We start from the raw sequence: 17,283 nt of genomic DNA, 5'->3' as shown, positions 1-17,283 counted from the left end.
ACGGGGTGCCTCATCACCTCAGCATCGTGGCCGGAGCACCACCGCGGCAACCGAGATTCGCACACCGCACGGAAGCCACCTCTCCGTGGGAACAACTGCTCATGCAGGGGTTGTGAGGGCACATGGGTGAGTACCATCCGCACACATCACGTTTGTTGTCGGGAAGGGAACCGCCATGACCGAGACACCATCCGAGTCGGCCGATCTCAAGACGCAGTACACCGCCCAGGTCGCAGCCGACCTGGAGCGCAACGCCAAGGAACAGGACCGTCTCATCGGGGAGATCGACGCTCTGCAGGAGCAACTCCTCGGTCTGCGGCAGGACCACGCCGTGCTGGTGAACATGCAGCAGGCCCTCGGTGTCGCGGCATCCGAGCCCGCGGCCGTGACCGAGGAGCCCGCAGCTCCCTCCGTGCCCCGCCAGAAGACCGCTCCCTCCCCGGGAGCCGGCAGGCGCACCCGGGCGAAGAAAGCCGAGCCCACGCAGGACGGCAGGCGGACGAAGAAGTCGACCGCCACGAAGACCGCCGCTCCCAAGGCCGCGGCCACCAAGACCGCCGCCACCGAGACCGCCGCTCCGAAGTCAGCGACCGCGAAGTCCGCGAGCACGAAGTCGGCGGGCACGAAGACGGCGAGCACGAAGTCCGCGAGTACGAAGTCCGGCAGCACGACGGCCAAGAAGACCGCGACGGCATCCACCAAGACGACGGCTGCGGCCAAGACGACGGCGACCAAGACCGCGACCGCCGAGAAGGCGCAGCCCACGCTCGTCGAACTCATCCGCCGCCACCTCACCGAGCAGAGCGAACCGCGCTCCGCGGCCGAGGTCGCCGCCGCGCTCACCCAGGCCCACCCCGACCGCCGCGTGCAGACCAACGTCGTGCGCACCACCCTCGAAGGGCTCGTCGCCAAGAGCAACGCCCAGCGCGTCAAGCAGGGTTCCTCCGTGTACTACACCGGTCCCGACGCTCCGGAGCCCGCCGCCCCGGCACAGTCCACCTCCGAGCCCGCGGCGGCGACCGACTGAGGCCGGGAGGACCCGACTGCCCTGAGCACCGCGACGCCACGCGGAGGGCGGCTGACGCGGCTCGCCCGGGGCGCGTCAGTCGCCCTCCGCGCGTACACGGTCCGCGATGCCCAGTGTCAGCGCCTGCGCCTGGTCCTCCAGGTTCCATTTCCCGTCGCGGGAGGCATGGTTGCTGATCCAGAACACGAGGACGCCGTCCCGCAGGGACCGGCTCAGGAGCCCCAGGGACCAGTCGTTGCCGCCGTCGTGCCAGGCGAGCCGGCCATCCGAGGTGTCGCGCAGGCTCCAGCCGTATCCGTACGAGCTCTCCGAACCTGGTTCCGGGAAGCGGGGCTCGAAGAGTTTGTCCCTGGCCCGCGCCGGCAGGATCTCGTCCCCCAGGAGCGCGCGGTGCCACCGGAACATGTCGTGGGCGGTGGAGAGCATGCCGCCGTTGCCACGCAGGTTCCAGTACGGTCCGTCGGCGGCCCAGGGGTGGTCGAAGGGCCGCCCCTGGGCGCGCCCTCGGCTGTCGTACTCCACCGCGACCAGGTGCCTGGGCCAGCGGGGCAGCACATAGCCGGTCTGCTCCATCCCGGCCGGCTGGAACAAGTGCCGGGCCAGGAACTCTTCGTACGTCTCGCCGGACGCCTCCTCGACGATCGCCGCGAGCAGGCTGTAACCGGTGTTGGAGTAGTGGAATTCCTTTCCCGGGGCGGACCGCAGCCGCGACGAGAGGGCCCCACGCACCAACTCCTCCCGTGACACGGGGTCGTAGTCGTCGCCGAGCCCCTCGACCAGGCCCGAGGTGTGCGTCAGCAGGTGCTCGACGGTGATGCCGCGCTTGTCCTCAGGCACGACCCGCCCTCGTCCGAGGAACCGGCTGATCGGATCGCTCACCCGGAGCCGGCCCCGCACCTCCAGTTTCACGATCGCGGCCACGGTGAACTGCTTGGTGATCGACATGACGTCGTACACGGTCCGGCAGCTCGCGGGAGTGCCGGCGGCACGGTCCGCAGCCCCGAATCCGCCGCAGTGCACGAGCCGGTCGCCGCGGGCGGCGATCACGGTGCCACCGGGCCCGGCGGGCAGGGTACGGCGGAGGAAGTCGGCGACCGACTCCGCTTCGCGGTGCCGGGCCTCGGGGGCGCGCCCCTCCGACCGTTCGGCACCGGGCTTCTCGGCGCACCCGGCGATCGCCAGCAGAGCGGCGAAGGCGGTGCCGATGGCCGTACGGCGGCGGGGGCCGTGACCATGGCTGTGACCGTGACCGTGACCATGGCTGTGGTCGGGACTGTGCTTGTGGTCGTGGCTGAGGGGCGACGGAGTCGTGCCCATATGACCTCCAACATCGGGAATCCGTCCCGATGTTGACCGTCATGACCGCCGCTCCTCAAGCCATGATGGTGTTCGGGCTTGTGCGAGCCCGTGTACGTCCAGGTCGACCAGGGGGAACCACGATGACCACAGCACCGCCCGCACCGCCGGAAACCGACGCGGCCGCCTTCGTCGCGGCGCTCCGCCGTCTCAAGGCCTGGTCGGGCCTGAGCTACCGCCAACTGGAGCGCCGCGCGACCGAAGCGGGTCATACCCTGCCCTACTCCACGGCGGCGACCATGCTCGGCCGGGACCGCCTGCCCCGTGAGGAGTTGGTCGCGGCGTTCGTGGCGGCGTGCGGGGTGCGGGCGGAGGAGGCGGAGGCGTGGCTGGACGCGCGCGTGGCCATCGCGTGCGGGCCGCCCGCCGAGACCGCTGTGCCTTCTCGCACGGTCGCGGCCGACCCGGACCCGCGCCACCGGGAGGGAGCGGAAGACGTCCTCCGGAGCGGGCGTGCCAGGCGGGTGCGGCCGCGCCGGAGGACGTTCGCGGTGGCTGCGGCGGTCGCCATCATGCTCTTCGGTGGTGTGACGGCGACCGGGGCCTTCGCCGACGACGTCGAGGTCGAACGGACGGGGACGCCCCTGTACCTGCCACGCTCCTGATGAACGCCTCGCCGGGCTCTCGGCACCGCGCCGGCGTCACTCCCCAAGCGGCCGCCGGAGCCGGATCAAGGAGTTCGCGGACCGCACCCCGGTCCGGCAGCACGGGAGGATCGTGGAGGAGGGAAACAGCGTCGAGGTGTGCGACCGGCCCGAGCACGAGTACACCCGCCGTCTGGTGGCGGCCGCACCCGTGCCGGACCCGGATCCGCAGCGGCAGCGGCAGCGGCAGCGGCAGCGGTCGTCGCTTCAGCTCTCCAGCGGCTCGTAGTCGAACCAGTCGAAGTGCGCGGAGGCCGCGGAGGCGAACATGCCGAACACCCGTCCGGTGAACCCTCCGGCGACCTCCGTGGACAGGTATCGGCCGTCCAGCGAGGCAAGTTCGACGTAGGTGCCGTCGGGTTCCTCGAAGCCGAGCGAGACGAGGTCGGGCCCGGTACGCGGGTCGTTCACCGTCGCGGGGACCGTCTCGGCGCGGAGCACCACGGGTCCTGCCTGCACCGGCAGGGAGGCCACGACCGTGTTCAACGGGCCGATACGGGCGCGGACCCGCACCTCTCCCGCGCTCGTCTCGACGGAGTAGTGGTGCCGTTCGTCGAGGCGTACGGCGAGGCCGCCCTGCCCGCCCGCCACGTCCACCAGGGTGCGCACCCGGCACGACGCGTGCTGCTGCCGGCGTCCGACGAACGTCACCTCGGCGTCGTCGAGTGACCCTCCACGGGCACGCAGGGTCAGTGCACCGGGCCGTTCCTTGGTGGTGACGTCCTCGGGGGGACGCCTGCGCAACGAGATCCAGTGCGGCGCCAGTTCAGCGGCGTCGAAGTCGTCCCGGACCTCCGGGGCGACGGCGGGCGGGTCGAGGGGCCAGGGCGGTGCGGGCAGCACGGTCGACAGTTCACCGACGACGGGCCAGCCGTCGGCCCACTCGACGGGTGCGAGGTAGGTCTCGCGGCCGAGTACGTGCCAGCCCGGGGTGCCGCCACCGGGACGTACGCCGAGCAGCACCATCCACCATGAGCCGTCGGGCCCCTGCACGAGATCGGCGTGGCCGGTGTTCTGGATGGGGTGGTCCGTGCCGCGATGGCTGAGGATCGGGTTGTCCGGGCAGGGCTCGAACGGGCCTGTGGGACTGGTGCCCCGGGCGATCGAGACGCCGTGGCCCCGCTCGGTGCCGCCCTCGGCGATGAGCAGGTACCAGTGGTCGCCGATGTGGTAGAGGTGCGGTGCTTCGGGGGCCTTGGCGCCGGGTGCGCCGGACCACAGCTGTCGGCGGGTGCCGGAGGTCTCGCCGGTGTGGGGGTCGAGGCGGATCTGTCCGACTCCCGCGGTGGTGCACCAGCAGGTGCCGTCGTCGTCCCAGGCGAGGTCGGGGTCGATGCCGTGCACCCCGGGCAGCCGGATCGGGTCGGACCAGGGTCCGGCCGGGTCGGTGGCGGTGAACAGCAGATTGCCGTCGCCGCTGACGTTGGTGACGATCAGCCAGAAACGGCCGTCGTGGTGGCGCAGGGTGGGCGCGTAGATCCCTCCGGAGGAGGCCGCGTCCGGCGGCAGCCGTAGTTGGCTCGGGCGGTCGAGGGCGTTGCCGATCTGGGTCCAGTGCACCAGGTCCCGGCTGTGGAAGAGGGGGACGCCCGGGAAGTACTCGAAGCTGGAGCACGCGAGGTAGTAGTCGTCGCCGGCCCGGCAGACGGAGGGGTCGGGGTAGAAGCCGGGGATCACCGGATTGCTGACGGTGTGGTCCGTCTCGGACACGCTGGTCACCCTCAGGGTCCTTTCGCAGGTACGAAAGTCTCGTATCAATTTGTAGAAAGTTTCTGCAGCAGGCTAGTTACCGATCGTCCCGACGGTCAACGGCCCGGCCGGTCGGCTTCCGGCGGCGGGGCGGTGCTGGACCGGACCGTCAGGGTCGTCGCGATCTCCATCCCGGACTGGGGGGCGGCCTCGCCCCGGCCGAGCGTGAGCGCCAGTTCGGTCGCGGCCACCGCCATCTCCGTCAGGGGCTGGTGAACGGTCGTCAGGGGCGGGTCGACCCACGCCACGACCGGCAGGTCGTCGAATCCGACGACGCTCAGGTCGTCGGGGATCCGCAGACCGGCTTCGCGTGCCGCCTGGTAGACGCCCAGCGCCTGGAGGTCGTTGGTGGTGAAGATCGCCGTCGGACGGTCGGGCAGCGCCAGCAGGGCGCGTGCGGCGCGCCGGCCGTCCTCCCCGGTGAGGGGTGCGTGCACGACGAGTTCGGGGTCGACCGGCAGACCGGCCGCCCCCATCGCGGAGCGGTATCCGTCCAACCGGGCGCTGCAGTACAGCTGGTCCGGCGGGCCGGCGATCATGGCGACGCGGCGGTGGCCGAGTTCGGTGAGGTGGCGGGTCGCGGCGCGGCCACCGGACCAGTTGGTGGCGCCCACGAACGGGACGTCGTCGGGCAGTTCCGTGGCCGGGTCGAAGACGACGAACGGGATGCCCTTGGCCGTGAGCTGCTCCCGCTCGGCCTCGGACAGCTGGGCCACGGACAGGACGCAGTGGGGCCGCCGGGAGACGGTGTCGTCCCAGGTGAGCGGGTTCGAGTCGTGCAGTCCGAATTCGGACACCATGACGCCCACGCGGTGGCGGCGGGCCACCCGCTCGACACCCCGGATGATCTCGGCCGCCCAGAGGTGCTCCAACTCGCGGAACACCAGCTCGAGGACGTTGTTGCGCTGGGCGCCGGTCGGCTTGCGGTAGCCGTAGCGGTCGACCAGTTCCTCGACGCGGGCGCGGGTGTCGGCGGAGACGCCGGACCTGCCGTTGATCACCTTGGACACGGTGGGGACCGACACTCCCGCCGACTCTGCGATGAACGCGATCGTGACCGGCCGGGACGTGTCGCCCTGTCCGTCGTTGCTGTCCGCAGGCCCGTCGGCCGTCTGGTCCGCCAAGGTCGCCCGCCCGTCTCCTGATCGCACCCGGTTCATTCTGGCACCACTTGTCGCCGCGACGGTGGCCTCCACAGCGTCCTCATGTTAATTTTTCCGCCGCCAAGTGAGAAAGTTTCTTTCTCCTGTGTCTCTCGGCCTCGGGCCGATCCCGCGCGTCGCACACCCCCACTTCGGAAGGTGCACGTGATGCGAGAAGACTCGCGAGCGGACTGACGGCGCTTCTCCTGGCGCTGGTCCTGCTCCCGCTGATGCCCGCGACCTCCCGGGCCGCCGATCCCCCCGTCCCCCCGGCCGGTTCACCGGCCGCCCGCAGCGCGGTGGCGGCCATGCAGCCCGGGTGGAACCTGGGCAACACCTACGACGCCATCCCCGACGAGACGTCCTGGGGCCCCCGGTGACCCGGGCCCTCTTCCAGAAGGTCAGGTCCCAGGGGTTCAAGAGCATCCGCCTGCCCGTCACCTGGGGCATCCACCAGGGCGCGGCCCCCGGGTACACGGTCGACCCGGCCTGGATGGCGAAGGTGCGCCAGGTCGTCGATCTCGCGCTGGACGAGAACCTGTACGTGCTGCTGAACATGCACCACGACTCCTGGATGTGGGTCAACACCCTCCCCACGGACCACGACGCCGTCCTCGCCCGGTACCGCGCCACCTGGACCCAGATAGCGGCGGAGTTCCGCGACCGGTCGCCCCGGCTCGCGCTGGAGAGCATCAACGAGCCCACGTTCACCGGCACTTCCGGTGACGACGAGAACTACCGGTTGCTGGCCGAGCTCAACAGGGTCTTCCACCGGATCGTCCGTGACTCCGGCGGCGGCAACGCGAACCGGCTGCTGGTGCTGCCCACCCTGTACACCAACGCCGATCAGGGCCGCCTCGACGCGCTGGCCGCCGAACTGGCGGAGCTGCGCGACCCCATGGTGGCCACGACGGTCCATTTCTACGGCTGGTGGCCGTTCAGTGTGAACATCGCCGGATACACCCGGTTCGACGCCACCTCGGAGCAGGACCTCACCGCCACCTTCGACCGTGTGCACACCACGTTCACGGCACGCGGCATCCCCGTCGTCATCGGCGAGTACGCCCTGCTGGCCTACGACCACAACCGCCCCGGGATCATCCAACGGGGTGAGCAGCGCAAGTACTTCGAGTTCCTGGGCGACTACGCCCGCCGCAAGGGTTTCACCACCATGTTGTGGGACGCCGGTCAGTTCCTGAACCGCAACACCCTCCAGTGGCGCGACTCGGAACTGTTCCGGCAGATCAGATCGAGCTGGACCACCCGTTCCGGCGCCGCCTCCAGCGACGAGGTGTTCCTCCCGCGGTCGGGTGCCGTCACCGCCCGGGAGCTCACCCTGAACCCGAACGGAACCGACTTCCAGGGCCTGCGGCACGGTTCCCGCAACCTCCTCCAGGGCCGCGACTACACCCTCTCCGGCAACCGACTCACGCTGACGGCGACCGCCCTGACGGAACTGGCGGGCGATCGGGCGTACGGGGTCAACGCGACGCTGGAGGCGCGGTTCTCCCGGGGCGTGCCCTGGCGGATCGATGTGATCACCGCCGACAGCCCGGAGCTCTCGGCGGCCTCGGGGAGCGGCAGCGGTCTGTCCGTCCCGACCCGGTTCCGGGGCGACCGGCTCGCCACCATGGAGGCCCGGTACGACGACGGGGGCGACGCGGGCCCGGCGAGCTGGACTCCGTACCAGCAGTGGGACACCGCGTTCTCGGCCTACACCGACGACTCCATCAAGTTGACCTCCGAGTTCGTCACCTCCCTGCGGGAGGGTGCGCGGGTGACGCTCACCTTCCACTTCTGGAGCGGTGCCAGGGCGACGTACCACGTCACCAAGTCGGGCGGCACCGTGACCGGTTCGCCCGCCTGAGTCCGCCGACCGGCGGAGGGTCGTGCCGCCGGGCTCGTCCGGCCGGTGAACTCCACCCGCCGGGCCGCGCGGTCCGCCCAGCCTGGCGAGCGGTGCCCCTACGCCCCTACTGCGGCTCCGTCGCGATCTGGATCAGGTTGCCGCAGGTGTCGTCGAAGACGGCGGTGGTGACGGGGCCCATCTCCACGGGCTCCTGGACGAAGCGCACACCGAGGCCGCGCAGGCGCTCGTACTCCGCGCGCACGTCGTCGACGGCGAACTGGGCCAGCGGGATGCCGTCCTCGACGAGCGCGTCGCGGTAGGTCTTGGCGGCCGGATGACCGGCGGGCTCCAGGAGCAGTTCGGTGCCGTGGGGCTCGTCGGGCGAGACGACGGTCAGCCACCGGTGCTTCTCGCCCACCGGGACGTCGTGCTTCTTCACGAAGCCCAGGATCTCGGTGTAGAACCGCTCGGCCTCGGCCTGGTCGTCGACGAAGACACTGGTCAGATGGATCTTCATGGGGTGCTCTCCTGCTGCGGTGCGGGGGTGTCGGTCATGTGCCACCGCTCGGCTATCCGCCGCAGTGGGGCCGTGTTGAGGTCGTGGAACTTGTAGCGGCCCTCGCGTCTGGTCTCGACGAGCCCCGCGGACTCCAGCACGGCGAGGTGCTGGGAGACCCCTTGGCGCGAGATCCCGAGCTGGTGCTTCATGCTCAGTCGGGAACAGATCTCGAACAGAGTCTGCCCGGACTTCTCGGTGAGCTCGTCGAGGATGACCCGGCGCGTGGGGTCGGCCAGGGCTTTGAACAGATCGTCGGCCACACCCCCAGCATAGGCAAGTCTCCACTTGCCTATCAAGTGACTGGGCGACACGTGCCCTGAGCCCTACAGCGCGAACAGCCTCGCCGCGTTGTCGTGGCACACCGCCCGCAGCCACTCCTCGCCGAGGCCCAGCCGCTCCAGGGCGTGGAGCTGGTGCACGTACGGATAGGGGAGGTTCGGGAAGTCGGAGCCGAGCAGGACACGGTCACCGAGGTCCGCCAGCCGGGGCAGGGCGCGACGGGGGAACGGCATGAACCCCTCACTGAAGTCGGTGAACGCCATCGTGGTGTCCAGCCGCACCTCCCCGTACCGCTCGGCGAGCCCGAAGAACTCCTCGTACTCGGGCATCCCCATGTGGGCGACGATCAGCCGCAGCCGAGGATGCCGCGCCAGCACCCGGGCGATCGGCTCGGGGCCGGTGTGCTTGCCCGGCGCGGGTCCGGACCCGCAGTGGATCACCACGGGGACCCCGGCCTCGGCCAGCAGACCCCAGACGGGATCGAGGAGTTCGTCGGCGGGGTCGTAGGCGCCCACCTGCACATGCGCCTTGAAGACACGCGCGCCCGCCTCGACGGCCTCGCGGACGTACGCCTCGGCGCCCGGCTCCGGATAGAGGGTCGCGGTGTGCAGGCAGTCGGGGGTGCGGCGGGCGAAGTCGGCCGCCCAGCCGTTGAGCCACCGGGCCATGCTCGGCTTGTGCGGATACAGCATCGCCGTGAAGGCCCGGACCCCGAACTCCCGCAGCAGGGAGGCCCGTTCGGCCTCCTCGTGCCGATAGGTGATCGGCCACTCCATCCCGCCGGTCAGGGGTCCGAGCCCGTCGAAGTACTCCCACACCTTGCGCAGGACCCGTTCGGGCATGAAGTGCGTATGGACGTCGACCAGTCCGGGCAGGGCGAGCGCCTCCCAGAAACAGCGGACCTCGGCGGCTTCCTCCCCCACGGGCATGTCACTCATGAGGCCCATGATCGGCTCCGCCGAGGCGGCGGGTCCACCCCCCTCGCCCGGGACGTTCAGGATCCCCTCACGGATGCTCCGGGGCCTACACGTTCTTCTCGCCCTTCACCGGCCTGACGTCCTCCACGAACAACTGGAAGAGCAGACGCGTGATGTCACTGTCTCCGAGGGAGAGGCTGAACGGCTCCTTCGCCTCGGGCTTGAGCCCGATGAATCCGGGGAGTTTTCCCTCGCCGCCCGCGGCCGTCGGGAAGGTGCTTCCCGTTTCCTCCTCGCGGGTCTTCCTGATGTGATAGGGAGTTCCCTTGTCTCCGGAGATCGCCATGTACTCCGGATGGAAGAGGAGTTCGTGCGCGCCCTCCTTGAGCGTGAACTCGACCATCACCTGCGTGTCCTCGTCGTGGAAGTACTCGGCAGCCTGACCTGAGTCACCGAGGTGGTTGCTGACGGGCATGACTCCGACGTCGCCGGCGCCGTCCGCCACCGCCGCACGGAAACGCTTCGCGATCCCCTCGCCGTCCTTGCTCTCGGTCTTCAGCCAGTCCTCGGTGGCGGTGGCCTTTCCCTTCCATTCCATGATCTGGACGGCCTCGCTCACGAACATGGTCCGGTACAGCTTCAGACGCCCCTTGCCCTTGTCGCCCAGGTCGGCCAGTTGCGCCAGGAGCTGGGGTCCGACGGTGTGGAGAATGTCCTCCAGCTTCCGCTTCGGGGCGGCCCCTGCCTTCCCCTTCTTCTTCGTCTTGGGCGGAAGGAGCGGATGACCGGCGGCGGTCATCTTGTCCTTCCAGTATTTCTCCTGGAGCATTTCCTGCGGATCGCCGAGGGTCCGCTGGACCGCCGGCGCGGAATGAAGCCCACGCGCGGAATCCGCCGAGACCCGCCCCGGGTCGGCCGCCCGCTGCACCTCGGGCCTCGCGGGGCCTGACATCACCCGGCGCGCGTTGGCCTCGGCGGCCTGTTCGAACCGGTCGGACGGGTCGGAGACCTTCAGCCCGCCGCCGTTGTCAGTGCCGGCGACCGGTCCCTGGCGCTGCTGGATGACATGGGTGAGCTCATGGGCGAGCGTGTGCTTGTCGGCTCCGCCGTCCCCGATGACCACATGGCTGCCGGAGGTGTAGGCGCGGGCGCCGACCTCGGCGGCGGACGCCCTCGCCGCGCTGTCGTCGTGGATGCGGACGTCCGAGAAGTCGGCACCGAGCCGCGCCTCCATGTCCGTACGGGTGGCATCGTCCAGGGGCTGGCCGGGCGCGCGCAGGACGTCGTGGACGGCCGAACGCTGCACGGTGGGCTCGGCGGCACCCCGGTGCCCGCAGTCGGCACTGTGCCGGTGCTCCTCCTGGGCCCAGGAATGACCGGCCCGGCGGAGCAGCTGGACGACCGCGGCGTTGCCGGTGGCGTTCTGCAGTGCGAGCAGTCCCTGCGGCGACGACAGATCCGGGTGCTGCCGCGCGGGTGACGCCGCTGTCACGGCCGGGCCCCGGTTCTCCTTCCTGTCGTCGCCTGCCTTGTCGCTCCTGCGTGTCCGCACTGACAGCCCTCTCCCGTGACCAACGCGTGAAATTCCTTGCTACACCGGCGCCGCCCTGTTCGACGAGGTCCATAGGGGCAGACCTCGGCATCCGATCGGGCAACCATCGGACGCGGTCGGCGGCCCATGGGACAGCGGACATCGCGCGGTGCGCGTGTCTGGTGTGGTTCCGCCCGGGCCGGGCACTCGGCCGTCGACCGAGGCGGGACACGGCTGGAGGTGCGCGATGGCGGTACGGCATCGTCTGATCAAGGTGAGCCCGCGGGCTGTGTGGGACGTCCTCGCGGACGGCAGCCGGTACGGGGAGTGGGTGGTGGGGACCTCGGACACCGAGCCGGTGCGGGGGCAGTGGCCGCAGGTCGGCTCGGCGCTCGCCTACGAAATCCGGGTGGGCCCCGTGCGGCTCGGCAACGAGACGGTCGTCCGCTCCTGCGAGGAGGGCTCCGCGCTGGGCCTGGAGGCCCGGGCAGGCGTGCTGGGGACGGCGCGCATCTCCCTCGAACTGCGCCCCTGGGGGCGGTACTGCCTGGTGATCGCCGACGAGCACCCTCTGCAGGGCCTGGGCGGAAAGCTCCACAACGTGGGCGCGGAAGCGCTGATCCAGCTGCGGCACCGCGCGATGCTCGCCCGGCTCGCCCGGCTCTGCGAGGCGCAGGGCGCGCCCGAGCCGCAGGCCCCGGATGACGCCGGGACGCAACGGCCCGCGAGGGCGCGTGGGCTGCGCGGGGCGGCGGCGCACGGCAGCGCCGACGGCCATGCCTGACGCCGTCGTCATCGGGTCCGGTCCCAACGGGCTGGTGGCCGCCAATCTGCTGGCGGACGCCGGATGGAGCGTCGAAGTCCTGGAGGAACAGCCCGAGCCAGGCGGCGCGGTGCGCCACGACCGGGAGGTCGACCCCGACTTCGTCAACGACCTCTTCAGTTCCTTCTATCCCCTGGCCGCCGCGTCACCGGTCCTCGCGCGTCTGCGTCTCCACGAGCACGGGCTGCGCTGGAGCCACGCCCCGCACGTCCTGGCCCACCCCCTCACCGACGACAGGTGCGCGGTGCTCTCCCGCGACATCGACGTCACCGCCGCCTCTCTCGACGCCTTCCACCCCGGCGACGGAGACGCCTGGAAACGTCTGCACGCGACCTGGGAACGCCTCGGCCCCGACATCGTGGACGCCCTGTTCACCCCCTTCCCGCCGTTGCGCGCCGCGGCCCGCCTCGCTGTCAGGCTGCGGGCGGCCGGGGGCCTGCGGATGGCCCGCACCCTGGCGACACCGGTGCGCCGCATGGGCGAGGAGGAGTTCCGGGGGGAGGGCGGCAGACTCCTGCTGGCCGGGAACGCCCAGCACGCCGACCTCGCACCGGAGGCCGCGGGCAGCGGCGGCTACGGGTGGCTGCTGTGCATGCTCGGACAGACGTACGGCTTCCCGGTGCCGGCCGGCGGCGCCGGAGCCCTGACGGCGGCCCTCGTCGCCAGGCTGCGAGCGCGCGGCGGCGGCGTCCGCTGCGGGCAGCGCGTCCGGGAGGTCCTGGTGCGTGACGGACGGGCCGCCGGGGTGCTCACCGCCGAGGGAGAGACGGTCGGCGCACGCAACGCCGTCCTGGCGGACGTGTCCGCACCTGCCCTCTACGGCGAACTCGTGGGCCCGGAACACCTGCCCTCCCAGGTGCTGGTCGATCTCAGGCGCTTCCAGTGGGACTTCGCCACGTTCAAGGTCGACTGGGCCTGTGACGGGCCCGTGCCCTGGCGGGCCGAGGCGGCGGCGAGGGCCGGGACCGTCCACCTGGCCGACGGGGTCGACGAACTCACCCGCTGCGCCGCCCAGATCGCCATGGGCCAGATACCCGACCGTCCCTTCGCCCTGTTCGGACAGATGACCACCGCGGACCCGTCCCGCTCGGCCCGGGGCACCGAGGCCGCCTGGGCCTACACCCATGTGCCGCACGTCATCAAGTCCGACGCGGGCGACGAGGGCCTGACCGGCACGTGGAGCCGTACGGAGCAGGAGCTGATGGCCGATCGCATCGAACGTCAGGTCGAGCGGTTCGCGCCCGGCTTCCGCTCCCGCGTCCGCGCCCGGCGGGTGCTGGCCCCGCCCACCCTCCAGTCCCTGGACCGCAACCTGCACGGCGGGGCCCTGAACGGCGGCACCGCCGCCCTGCACCAGCAGCTCGTCTTCCGCCCCGCACCCGGCACCGGCCGTCCCGAGACGCCCGTCGACGGGCTCTACCTCGCCTCCGCCTCCGCCCACCCGGGCGGCGGGGTCCACGGCGCCCCGGGCGCCAACGCCGCCCGCGCGGCCCTGCGCCGGCATCGGCTGCCCGGCCTGACCCGCGCCCAACGCGTCCTCGCCCACCGGGACCGCACCGGCCGAAAACCCGGCCCCGACCGCTGAACGGGTCTCTCCGCACGAGGAAGACAGAAGGGAGGGTTCCATGGCCGACAGTCCGCTCAAGGACCGCACCGTCGTGGTGACCGGGGCCGCACGCGGCATCGGAGCGGCGCTGGCCCACCGGCTCGCCCGGCGGGGCGCCCGCCTGGCCCTCCTCGACCACGACGAGCCGGCGCTGCGGGCGACCGCCGCCGTCCTGCCCGGCACGACGCTGGCCCTGCGGGTCGACGTCACCGACCGTGCTGCCCTCGACGACGCCGCCGAGACCATCCGCGGACGCCTCGGCCCGCCCTCGGTCGTCGTGGCCAACGCGGGCATCGCCGAAGGCGGCCCTTTCGCCCGGTCGGACCCCGGCACCTGGCGCCGGGTGATCGACGTCAACCTGATCGGCAGCGCCGAGACGGCCCGCGCGTTCCTGCCGGACCTGGTACGGACCGCCGGGTACCACCTGCAGATCGCCTCCCTGGCCTCCATCGGCGCCGCGCCCATGATGAGCGCGTACTGCGCCTCCAAGTCCGGGGTCGAGGCGTTCACCCACACCCTGCGCGCCGAGACTGCACACCACGGTGTCGCCGTGGGCATCGCCTACCTCGGCTGGACCGACACCGAGCTGATCCGGGACGCCGACCGGTACCCGGCCGTGCGGGAACTGCGGGCGCACATGCCGCCGCCGGCCAGGCACGTCCAGACCGTCGAGACCGTCGTCGCGCGCCTGGTACACGCTGTCGAACAGCGCCGGACCGCCGTCTACATCCCCCGCTGGCTCCGCCTGGCCCAGCTCACCCGAGCCGCGATCCCACCCCTGGTCCTCCGCGCGACCCGCCGCAACCTCCCCCGCCTCGAATCCGAGACCCCACTCCGTCCTACGGGCCTCCTGGGTCCCGGGGGCCGCTCCGACGCGACGTCCTGACGGCACGGCCCTCGGCCACCCCCCTGCATCAACTACACAGCAGATCCGAACCGATACTCTCCGGAATCGTCAGCGCGACGTGAGGAGAGACGGATGGATGCGGGCAGGCGGCAGTTTCTCGGCAGGTGGGGAGCCGTGCTGACGGGAGCCGCGGCGCCCGTCGCCCTCCCCCGGCCCGCGCTCCGTGAGAGCCACGCCCAGCCGCTCGACTCCCAGACCCAGACCCAGGCCCAACCGGAGCCCCAGACTCGCACTCGCACTCGCACCGAGCACGAGCGATTCATGGAACTGGCCATCGAGCAGGCACGGCGGAACCCGGAATGGCCGTTCGGCGCGGTGATCGTCGACAGCCGTACCGGCGAGGTGCTGGGGAGCGGGGTCAACGAAGGGGCGGACAGCCCGTTGCTGCACGGCGAGGTGGTCGCCATGAACGACTACGTACGGCGGCAGGGCAACCAGGGCTGGGGCGACACCACCCTCTACACGACGGGCGAGCCCTGCTCGATGTGTATGAGCGCGCTGGCGTGGGCGGACGTGCGGCGTGTCGTCTGGGCCACCTCGATCGACGGGATCCGCCGCACCGGCATCATCCAGATCGACCTGTCCGCACGACAGGTGGCTGCCGCCGCGCGGTCCTTCTACACGCCCGAGCTGCTTCTCGGCGGTGTCCTGTCCGACCGGACCGACGACCTCTTCCGGGAGGCCCAGCTGCTGCGGCAGGGCGGCGTCGACACGGCCCGGTTCGGCACTGCCCCCGCCGCGGACCGGTCCGGGCGGACCTGATGAGCGCGCGCCGCAGAGGTGGACAAGACGGCCGAGACGACAAACCCGAAGAGAGCGGCGGCAACACCGAAGAGAGCGGCGGCGACGGCGACGCCGTGGGAACGGCGCTCGACGAGCTCTATGTCACGCCGCCCCCTGCGTTCGTCTCCCGCCGCGAGGGTCTGGCCGGCGAGGCAAGAGCGGCCGGCCGCACGGCGGACGCCCGTCGGATCCGTGCCGCCCGGCGCCCCTCCCTCGCGGCCTGGGCGGCGAACCTGCTGCTGCGCTCCCGGCCGGAGGAGAGCCGGACGTTCCTGGACCTCGGGCGCGCGCTGCGCGACGCCTACCGGAGTCTGGACGCCGAGGGGGTGAAGGAACTGACCGAGCAGCGCCGCAGCGTCGTCTCCGCGATGTCCCGGCAGGCCGCCGGGCTCGCCGCCGAGGCGGGTCACCGGCTGTCGGACCCGGTCCTGCGAGACGTCGAGGCCACCCTGCGGGCCGTGCTCGCCGACCAGGACGCGGCCGACCGGTGGGCCACCGGCCGCCTGGAGAGCGCCCTCACCCCTCCGTCGGACTTTCCCGACCCCACGGTCGTGCGGACCGATCGACGCCGAGGTCCGGCCGGAGCGGCGGCCAAGGGGCCTGCCGCCCGCCAGCACGCGCGGGACGAGGTGGCCGAACGGCGCCGCCGGAAGCAGGAGCAACTCGCCCGGGAAGAACGGAAACGGCTCGCCCAGGAGGAACAGGAGCAGCTCGCCCGGGAGAAACGGGAGCAGCTCGCCGCAGAGAGGCGAGAGCGGCTCGCCCAGGAAAGACGTGAGCGGCAGGAGAAGCGCGAGCACCTGCGCCGGGCGCGTGAGGAGGCTCGGGCCGCCGATCAGCGGGTGCGGGAGGCACGTGCGGACCTCAAGCGGGCCGAACGGCAGCAACGGGCGGCGGAGAAACAGCGGGAGGAGGCCGCTGACGCCCTCGCCCGGGCCGAACGGACGGCGCGCGAAGCCGCCTCGGAGGTGGAGCGGCTGGCGGAGCCCACCGAGTAGCCGGCGGATCGCGCCCGGAGGAACCGGGGCGACCTCCGGGCCGAGGGAACCGTCGGGCCCTGCCATGGTGCGAGCGTCCGCCATGATGGCCCGCATGACGACAGTGGAAGGCATCGAGGTCCGCGACACACACCACTGCGAGACGACGACCCTAGGGGTGCTGCTGCGGCACCAAGGGCTCGATCTGTCCGAGCCCATGCTCTTCGGCCTCGGCTCCGGGCTGTCCTTCATCTACTGGGACAGCAAGAACATGGACTTCCCGTTCCTTGGCGGGCGTGTCAAGCCGTTCGAACTCACCAGGAACCTGGCCGCCGCGCTCGGCCTGGAACTGGTCGTCCAGGAGACCGGCTCACCCCGCAGGGCGTGGGAGAACGTGAAGGCCCCCCTGGACGCCGGTCACCCGGTCGGACTCCAGCTCGACAGCTACCACTTGCCGTACTTCTCCTCGAAGGTGCACTTCGCCGGCCACGTAGTGGCCCTGTACGGCTACGACGACCGCGACGCCCGGCTGGTGGACACCGAGCAGCAGGGCGGGGCGGTGTCCACCAGCCTGACGAGCCTCGCCGAGGCCCGGGCCGCGCGTGGCCCGATGAGCGCCAGGCACCGCTCGTTCACGCTCACCGTCCCCGCAGGAGGCACACCCGGCCCGGCGGACCGGATCGCCCCGGCCATCAGCGCCTGCGCCGACGCCTTCCTCCACCCGCCCATCGCCAACCTGGGGCACCGGGGCATCGAGAAGGCCGGCAGGCTCGTACCGACATGGATGCGGCGCACCGGCGATCCGCGACGGGACCTGCCGCAGACCGCACTGCTGATGGAGAGGGCGGGCACCGGCGGCGCCCTGTTCCGCAATCTCTATCGTGACTTCCTCGCCGAGTGCGCCGAGCTGATCGACAGCGACCATGTCCGCACCGGCCACGCTTTGTACGCCGAGGCGGCCACCCTGTGGACCGAAGTGGCGGCGCTGATCGAGAAGGCCGGTGCGTCGGGCGAGGAGGAGCACCTGCGACAGGCTGGCACGGTGCTCGGTGAACTCGCACGGGTGGAGCATGAGGCCATGCGGGAGCTGAGCCGCCTTCAGGCGTAGGCGTCCGACGAGACGTATGCCACTCC

General features: G+C 71.6%; 18 protein-coding genes. 11 read left to right on the top strand and 7 right to left on the bottom strand.

The features are described 5' to 3' along the window. The first annotated feature begins 175 nt into the window (after positions 1-175). Positions 176-1,027 (top strand): hypothetical protein, encoded by an 852-nt coding sequence (locus tag GWK25_RS22565; RefSeq protein ID WP_215452418.1) that lies wholly within the window; start codon positions 176-178, stop codon positions 1,025-1,027. Positions 1,028-1,102: 75 nt separating this feature from the next. Here the strand turns inward: GWK25_RS22565 and GWK25_RS22560 are convergent, their stop codons facing one another. Then, positions 1,103-2,344 (bottom strand): serine hydrolase, encoded by a 1,242-nt coding sequence (locus tag GWK25_RS22560; RefSeq protein WP_251828985.1) that lies wholly within the window; start codon positions 2,342-2,344, stop codon positions 1,103-1,105. A 122-nt stretch (positions 2,345-2,466) separates the two neighbouring features. Here GWK25_RS22560 and GWK25_RS22555 point away from each other — a divergent pair, with 122 nt between their 5' ends. Continuing rightward, positions 2,467-2,988: a hypothetical protein gene (locus GWK25_RS22555; protein ID WP_215452417.1), complete on the top strand. Its 522-nt coding sequence runs from the start codon at positions 2,467-2,469 to the stop codon at positions 2,986-2,988. A gap of 112 nt (positions 2,989-3,100) precedes the next feature. Then, entirely contained in the window at positions 3,101-3,256 is a 156-nt protein-coding gene (locus tag GWK25_RS22550) for a hypothetical protein (protein ID WP_251828984.1), read from the top strand. Here GWK25_RS22550 and GWK25_RS22545 read toward each other — a convergent pair. Together GWK25_RS22545 and GWK25_RS22540 are read right to left on the bottom strand one after the other, a co-directional pair. Next, a complete protein-coding gene (locus GWK25_RS22545) occupies positions 3,235-4,752 on the bottom strand; it encodes a glycoside hydrolase family 43 protein (RefSeq protein ID WP_251830080.1) in 1,518 nt (505 codons plus the stop codon). The two genes, GWK25_RS22550 and GWK25_RS22545, sit on opposite strands and share 22 nt — an antisense overlap. Before the next feature lie 80 nt (positions 4,753-4,832). Next, positions 4,833-5,936 carry a LacI family DNA-binding transcriptional regulator gene (locus GWK25_RS22540; RefSeq protein WP_215452414.1) on the bottom strand — a complete coding sequence of 368 codons (1,104 nt, stop codon included), beginning with the start codon at positions 5,934-5,936 and terminating at the stop codon, positions 4,833-4,835. 212 nt (positions 5,937-6,148) lie between these two features. Between GWK25_RS22540 and GWK25_RS44315 the strand changes: the two genes are divergently transcribed. Further along, entirely contained in the window at positions 6,149-6,298 is a 150-nt protein-coding gene (locus GWK25_RS44315) for a hypothetical protein (RefSeq protein WP_286014541.1), read from the top strand. Beyond that, on the top strand, positions 6,295-7,785 hold the full coding sequence (locus tag GWK25_RS22535; RefSeq protein ID WP_308404289.1) for a cellulase family glycosylhydrolase: 1,491 nt from the start codon (positions 6,295-6,297) through the stop codon (positions 7,783-7,785). Before GWK25_RS44315 ends, GWK25_RS22535 begins: the two co-directional genes overlap by 4 nt. 106 nt (positions 7,786-7,891) lie before the next feature. Here the strand turns inward: GWK25_RS22535 and GWK25_RS22530 are convergent, their stop codons facing one another. The 4 genes from GWK25_RS22530 to GWK25_RS22515 form a co-directional block, all read right to left on the bottom strand. After that, complete coding sequence (locus tag GWK25_RS22530) at positions 7,892-8,284, bottom strand: VOC family protein (protein WP_215452412.1); 393 nt, start codon at positions 8,282-8,284, stop codon at positions 7,892-7,894. Then, positions 8,281-8,586 (bottom strand): helix-turn-helix transcriptional regulator, encoded by a 306-nt coding sequence (locus GWK25_RS22525; RefSeq protein WP_215452411.1) that lies wholly within the window; start codon positions 8,584-8,586, stop codon positions 8,281-8,283. Before GWK25_RS22525 ends, GWK25_RS22530 begins: the two co-directional genes overlap by 4 nt. Positions 8,587-8,649: 63 nt before the next feature. Continuing rightward, positions 8,650-9,543, bottom strand: coding sequence for an amidohydrolase family protein (locus GWK25_RS22520; RefSeq protein ID WP_215452410.1), 894 nt, complete (start codon positions 9,541-9,543; stop codon positions 8,650-8,652). Between the two features lie 85 nt (positions 9,544-9,628). Beyond that, positions 9,629-11,074 carry a DUF4157 domain-containing protein gene (locus tag GWK25_RS22515; RefSeq protein WP_215452407.1) on the bottom strand — a complete coding sequence of 482 codons (1,446 nt, stop codon included), beginning with the start codon at positions 11,072-11,074 and terminating at the stop codon, positions 9,629-9,631. Between the two features lie 226 nt (positions 11,075-11,300). Between GWK25_RS22515 and GWK25_RS22510 the strand changes: the two genes are divergently transcribed. From GWK25_RS22510 to GWK25_RS22485, 6 genes are all read left to right on the top strand, one after another. Then, the gene (locus tag GWK25_RS22510; RefSeq protein ID WP_215452404.1) at positions 11,301-11,837 is read left to right on the top strand and encodes an SRPBCC family protein; all 537 of its coding nucleotides are present in this window, start codon (positions 11,301-11,303) and stop codon (positions 11,835-11,837) included. After that, on the top strand, positions 11,830-13,461 hold the full coding sequence (locus GWK25_RS22505) for an NAD(P)/FAD-dependent oxidoreductase (RefSeq protein ID WP_215452402.1): 1,632 nt from the start codon (positions 11,830-11,832) through the stop codon (positions 13,459-13,461). The genes GWK25_RS22510 and GWK25_RS22505 overlap by 8 nt, the downstream gene beginning before the upstream one ends. Before the next feature lie 40 nt (positions 13,462-13,501). Further along, complete coding sequence (locus GWK25_RS22500) at positions 13,502-14,368, top strand: SDR family oxidoreductase (protein ID WP_215452401.1); 867 nt, start codon at positions 13,502-13,504, stop codon at positions 14,366-14,368. Between the two features lie 93 nt (positions 14,369-14,461). Further along, positions 14,462-15,151 (top strand): nucleoside deaminase, encoded by a 690-nt coding sequence (locus GWK25_RS22495; RefSeq protein WP_251828983.1) that lies wholly within the window; start codon positions 14,462-14,464, stop codon positions 15,149-15,151. Further along, positions 15,151-16,170 carry a hypothetical protein gene (locus tag GWK25_RS22490; protein WP_251828982.1) on the top strand — a complete coding sequence of 340 codons (1,020 nt, stop codon included), beginning with the start codon at positions 15,151-15,153 and terminating at the stop codon, positions 16,168-16,170. Before GWK25_RS22495 ends, GWK25_RS22490 begins: the two co-directional genes overlap by 1 nt. A 94-nt stretch (positions 16,171-16,264) precedes the next feature. Then, entirely contained in the window at positions 16,265-17,257 is a 993-nt protein-coding gene (locus GWK25_RS22485) for a BtrH N-terminal domain-containing protein (protein ID WP_215452400.1), read from the top strand. Positions 17,258-17,283 lie beyond the last annotated feature (26 nt).

Source organism: Streptomyces sp. ATCC 21386 (genome assembly GCF_018728545.1).
Classification (GTDB): domain Bacteria; phylum Actinomycetota; class Actinomycetes; order Streptomycetales; family Streptomycetaceae; genus Streptomyces.
Note: the sequence above shows the minus strand (reverse complement) of the source record. Positions and strands in the feature narration are given on the sequence as shown.

Coding starts and splice junctions, on each gene's coding strand:
- GWK25_RS22565 (WP_215452418.1), top strand. CDS start 176: ATGACCGAGACACCATCCGAGTCGGCCGATCTCAAGACGCAGTACACC.
- GWK25_RS22560 (WP_251828985.1), bottom strand. CDS start 2,344: ATGGGCACGACTCCGTCGCCCCTCAGCCACGACCACAAGCACAGTCCC.
- GWK25_RS22555 (WP_215452417.1), top strand. CDS start 2,467: ATGACCACAGCACCGCCCGCACCGCCGGAAACCGACGCGGCCGCCTTC.
- GWK25_RS22540 (WP_215452414.1), bottom strand. CDS start 5,936: ATGAACCGGGTGCGATCAGGAGACGGGCGGGCGACCTTGGCGGACCAG.
- GWK25_RS44315 (WP_286014541.1), top strand. CDS start 6,149: ATGCCCGCGACCTCCCGGGCCGCCGATCCCCCCGTCCCCCCGGCCGGT.
- GWK25_RS22530 (WP_215452412.1), bottom strand. CDS start 8,284: ATGAAGATCCATCTGACCAGTGTCTTCGTCGACGACCAGGCCGAGGCC.
- GWK25_RS22520 (WP_215452410.1), bottom strand. CDS start 9,543: ATGAGTGACATGCCCGTGGGGGAGGAAGCCGCCGAGGTCCGCTGTTTC.
- GWK25_RS22510 (WP_215452404.1), top strand. CDS start 11,301: ATGGCGGTACGGCATCGTCTGATCAAGGTGAGCCCGCGGGCTGTGTGG.
- GWK25_RS22505 (WP_215452402.1), top strand. CDS start 11,830: ATGCCTGACGCCGTCGTCATCGGGTCCGGTCCCAACGGGCTGGTGGCC.
- GWK25_RS22500 (WP_215452401.1), top strand. CDS start 13,502: ATGGCCGACAGTCCGCTCAAGGACCGCACCGTCGTGGTGACCGGGGCC.
- GWK25_RS22495 (WP_251828983.1), top strand. CDS start 14,462: ATGGATGCGGGCAGGCGGCAGTTTCTCGGCAGGTGGGGAGCCGTGCTG.
- GWK25_RS22490 (WP_251828982.1), top strand. CDS start 15,151: ATGAGCGCGCGCCGCAGAGGTGGACAAGACGGCCGAGACGACAAACCC.
- GWK25_RS22485 (WP_215452400.1), top strand. CDS start 16,265: ATGACGACAGTGGAAGGCATCGAGGTCCGCGACACACACCACTGCGAG.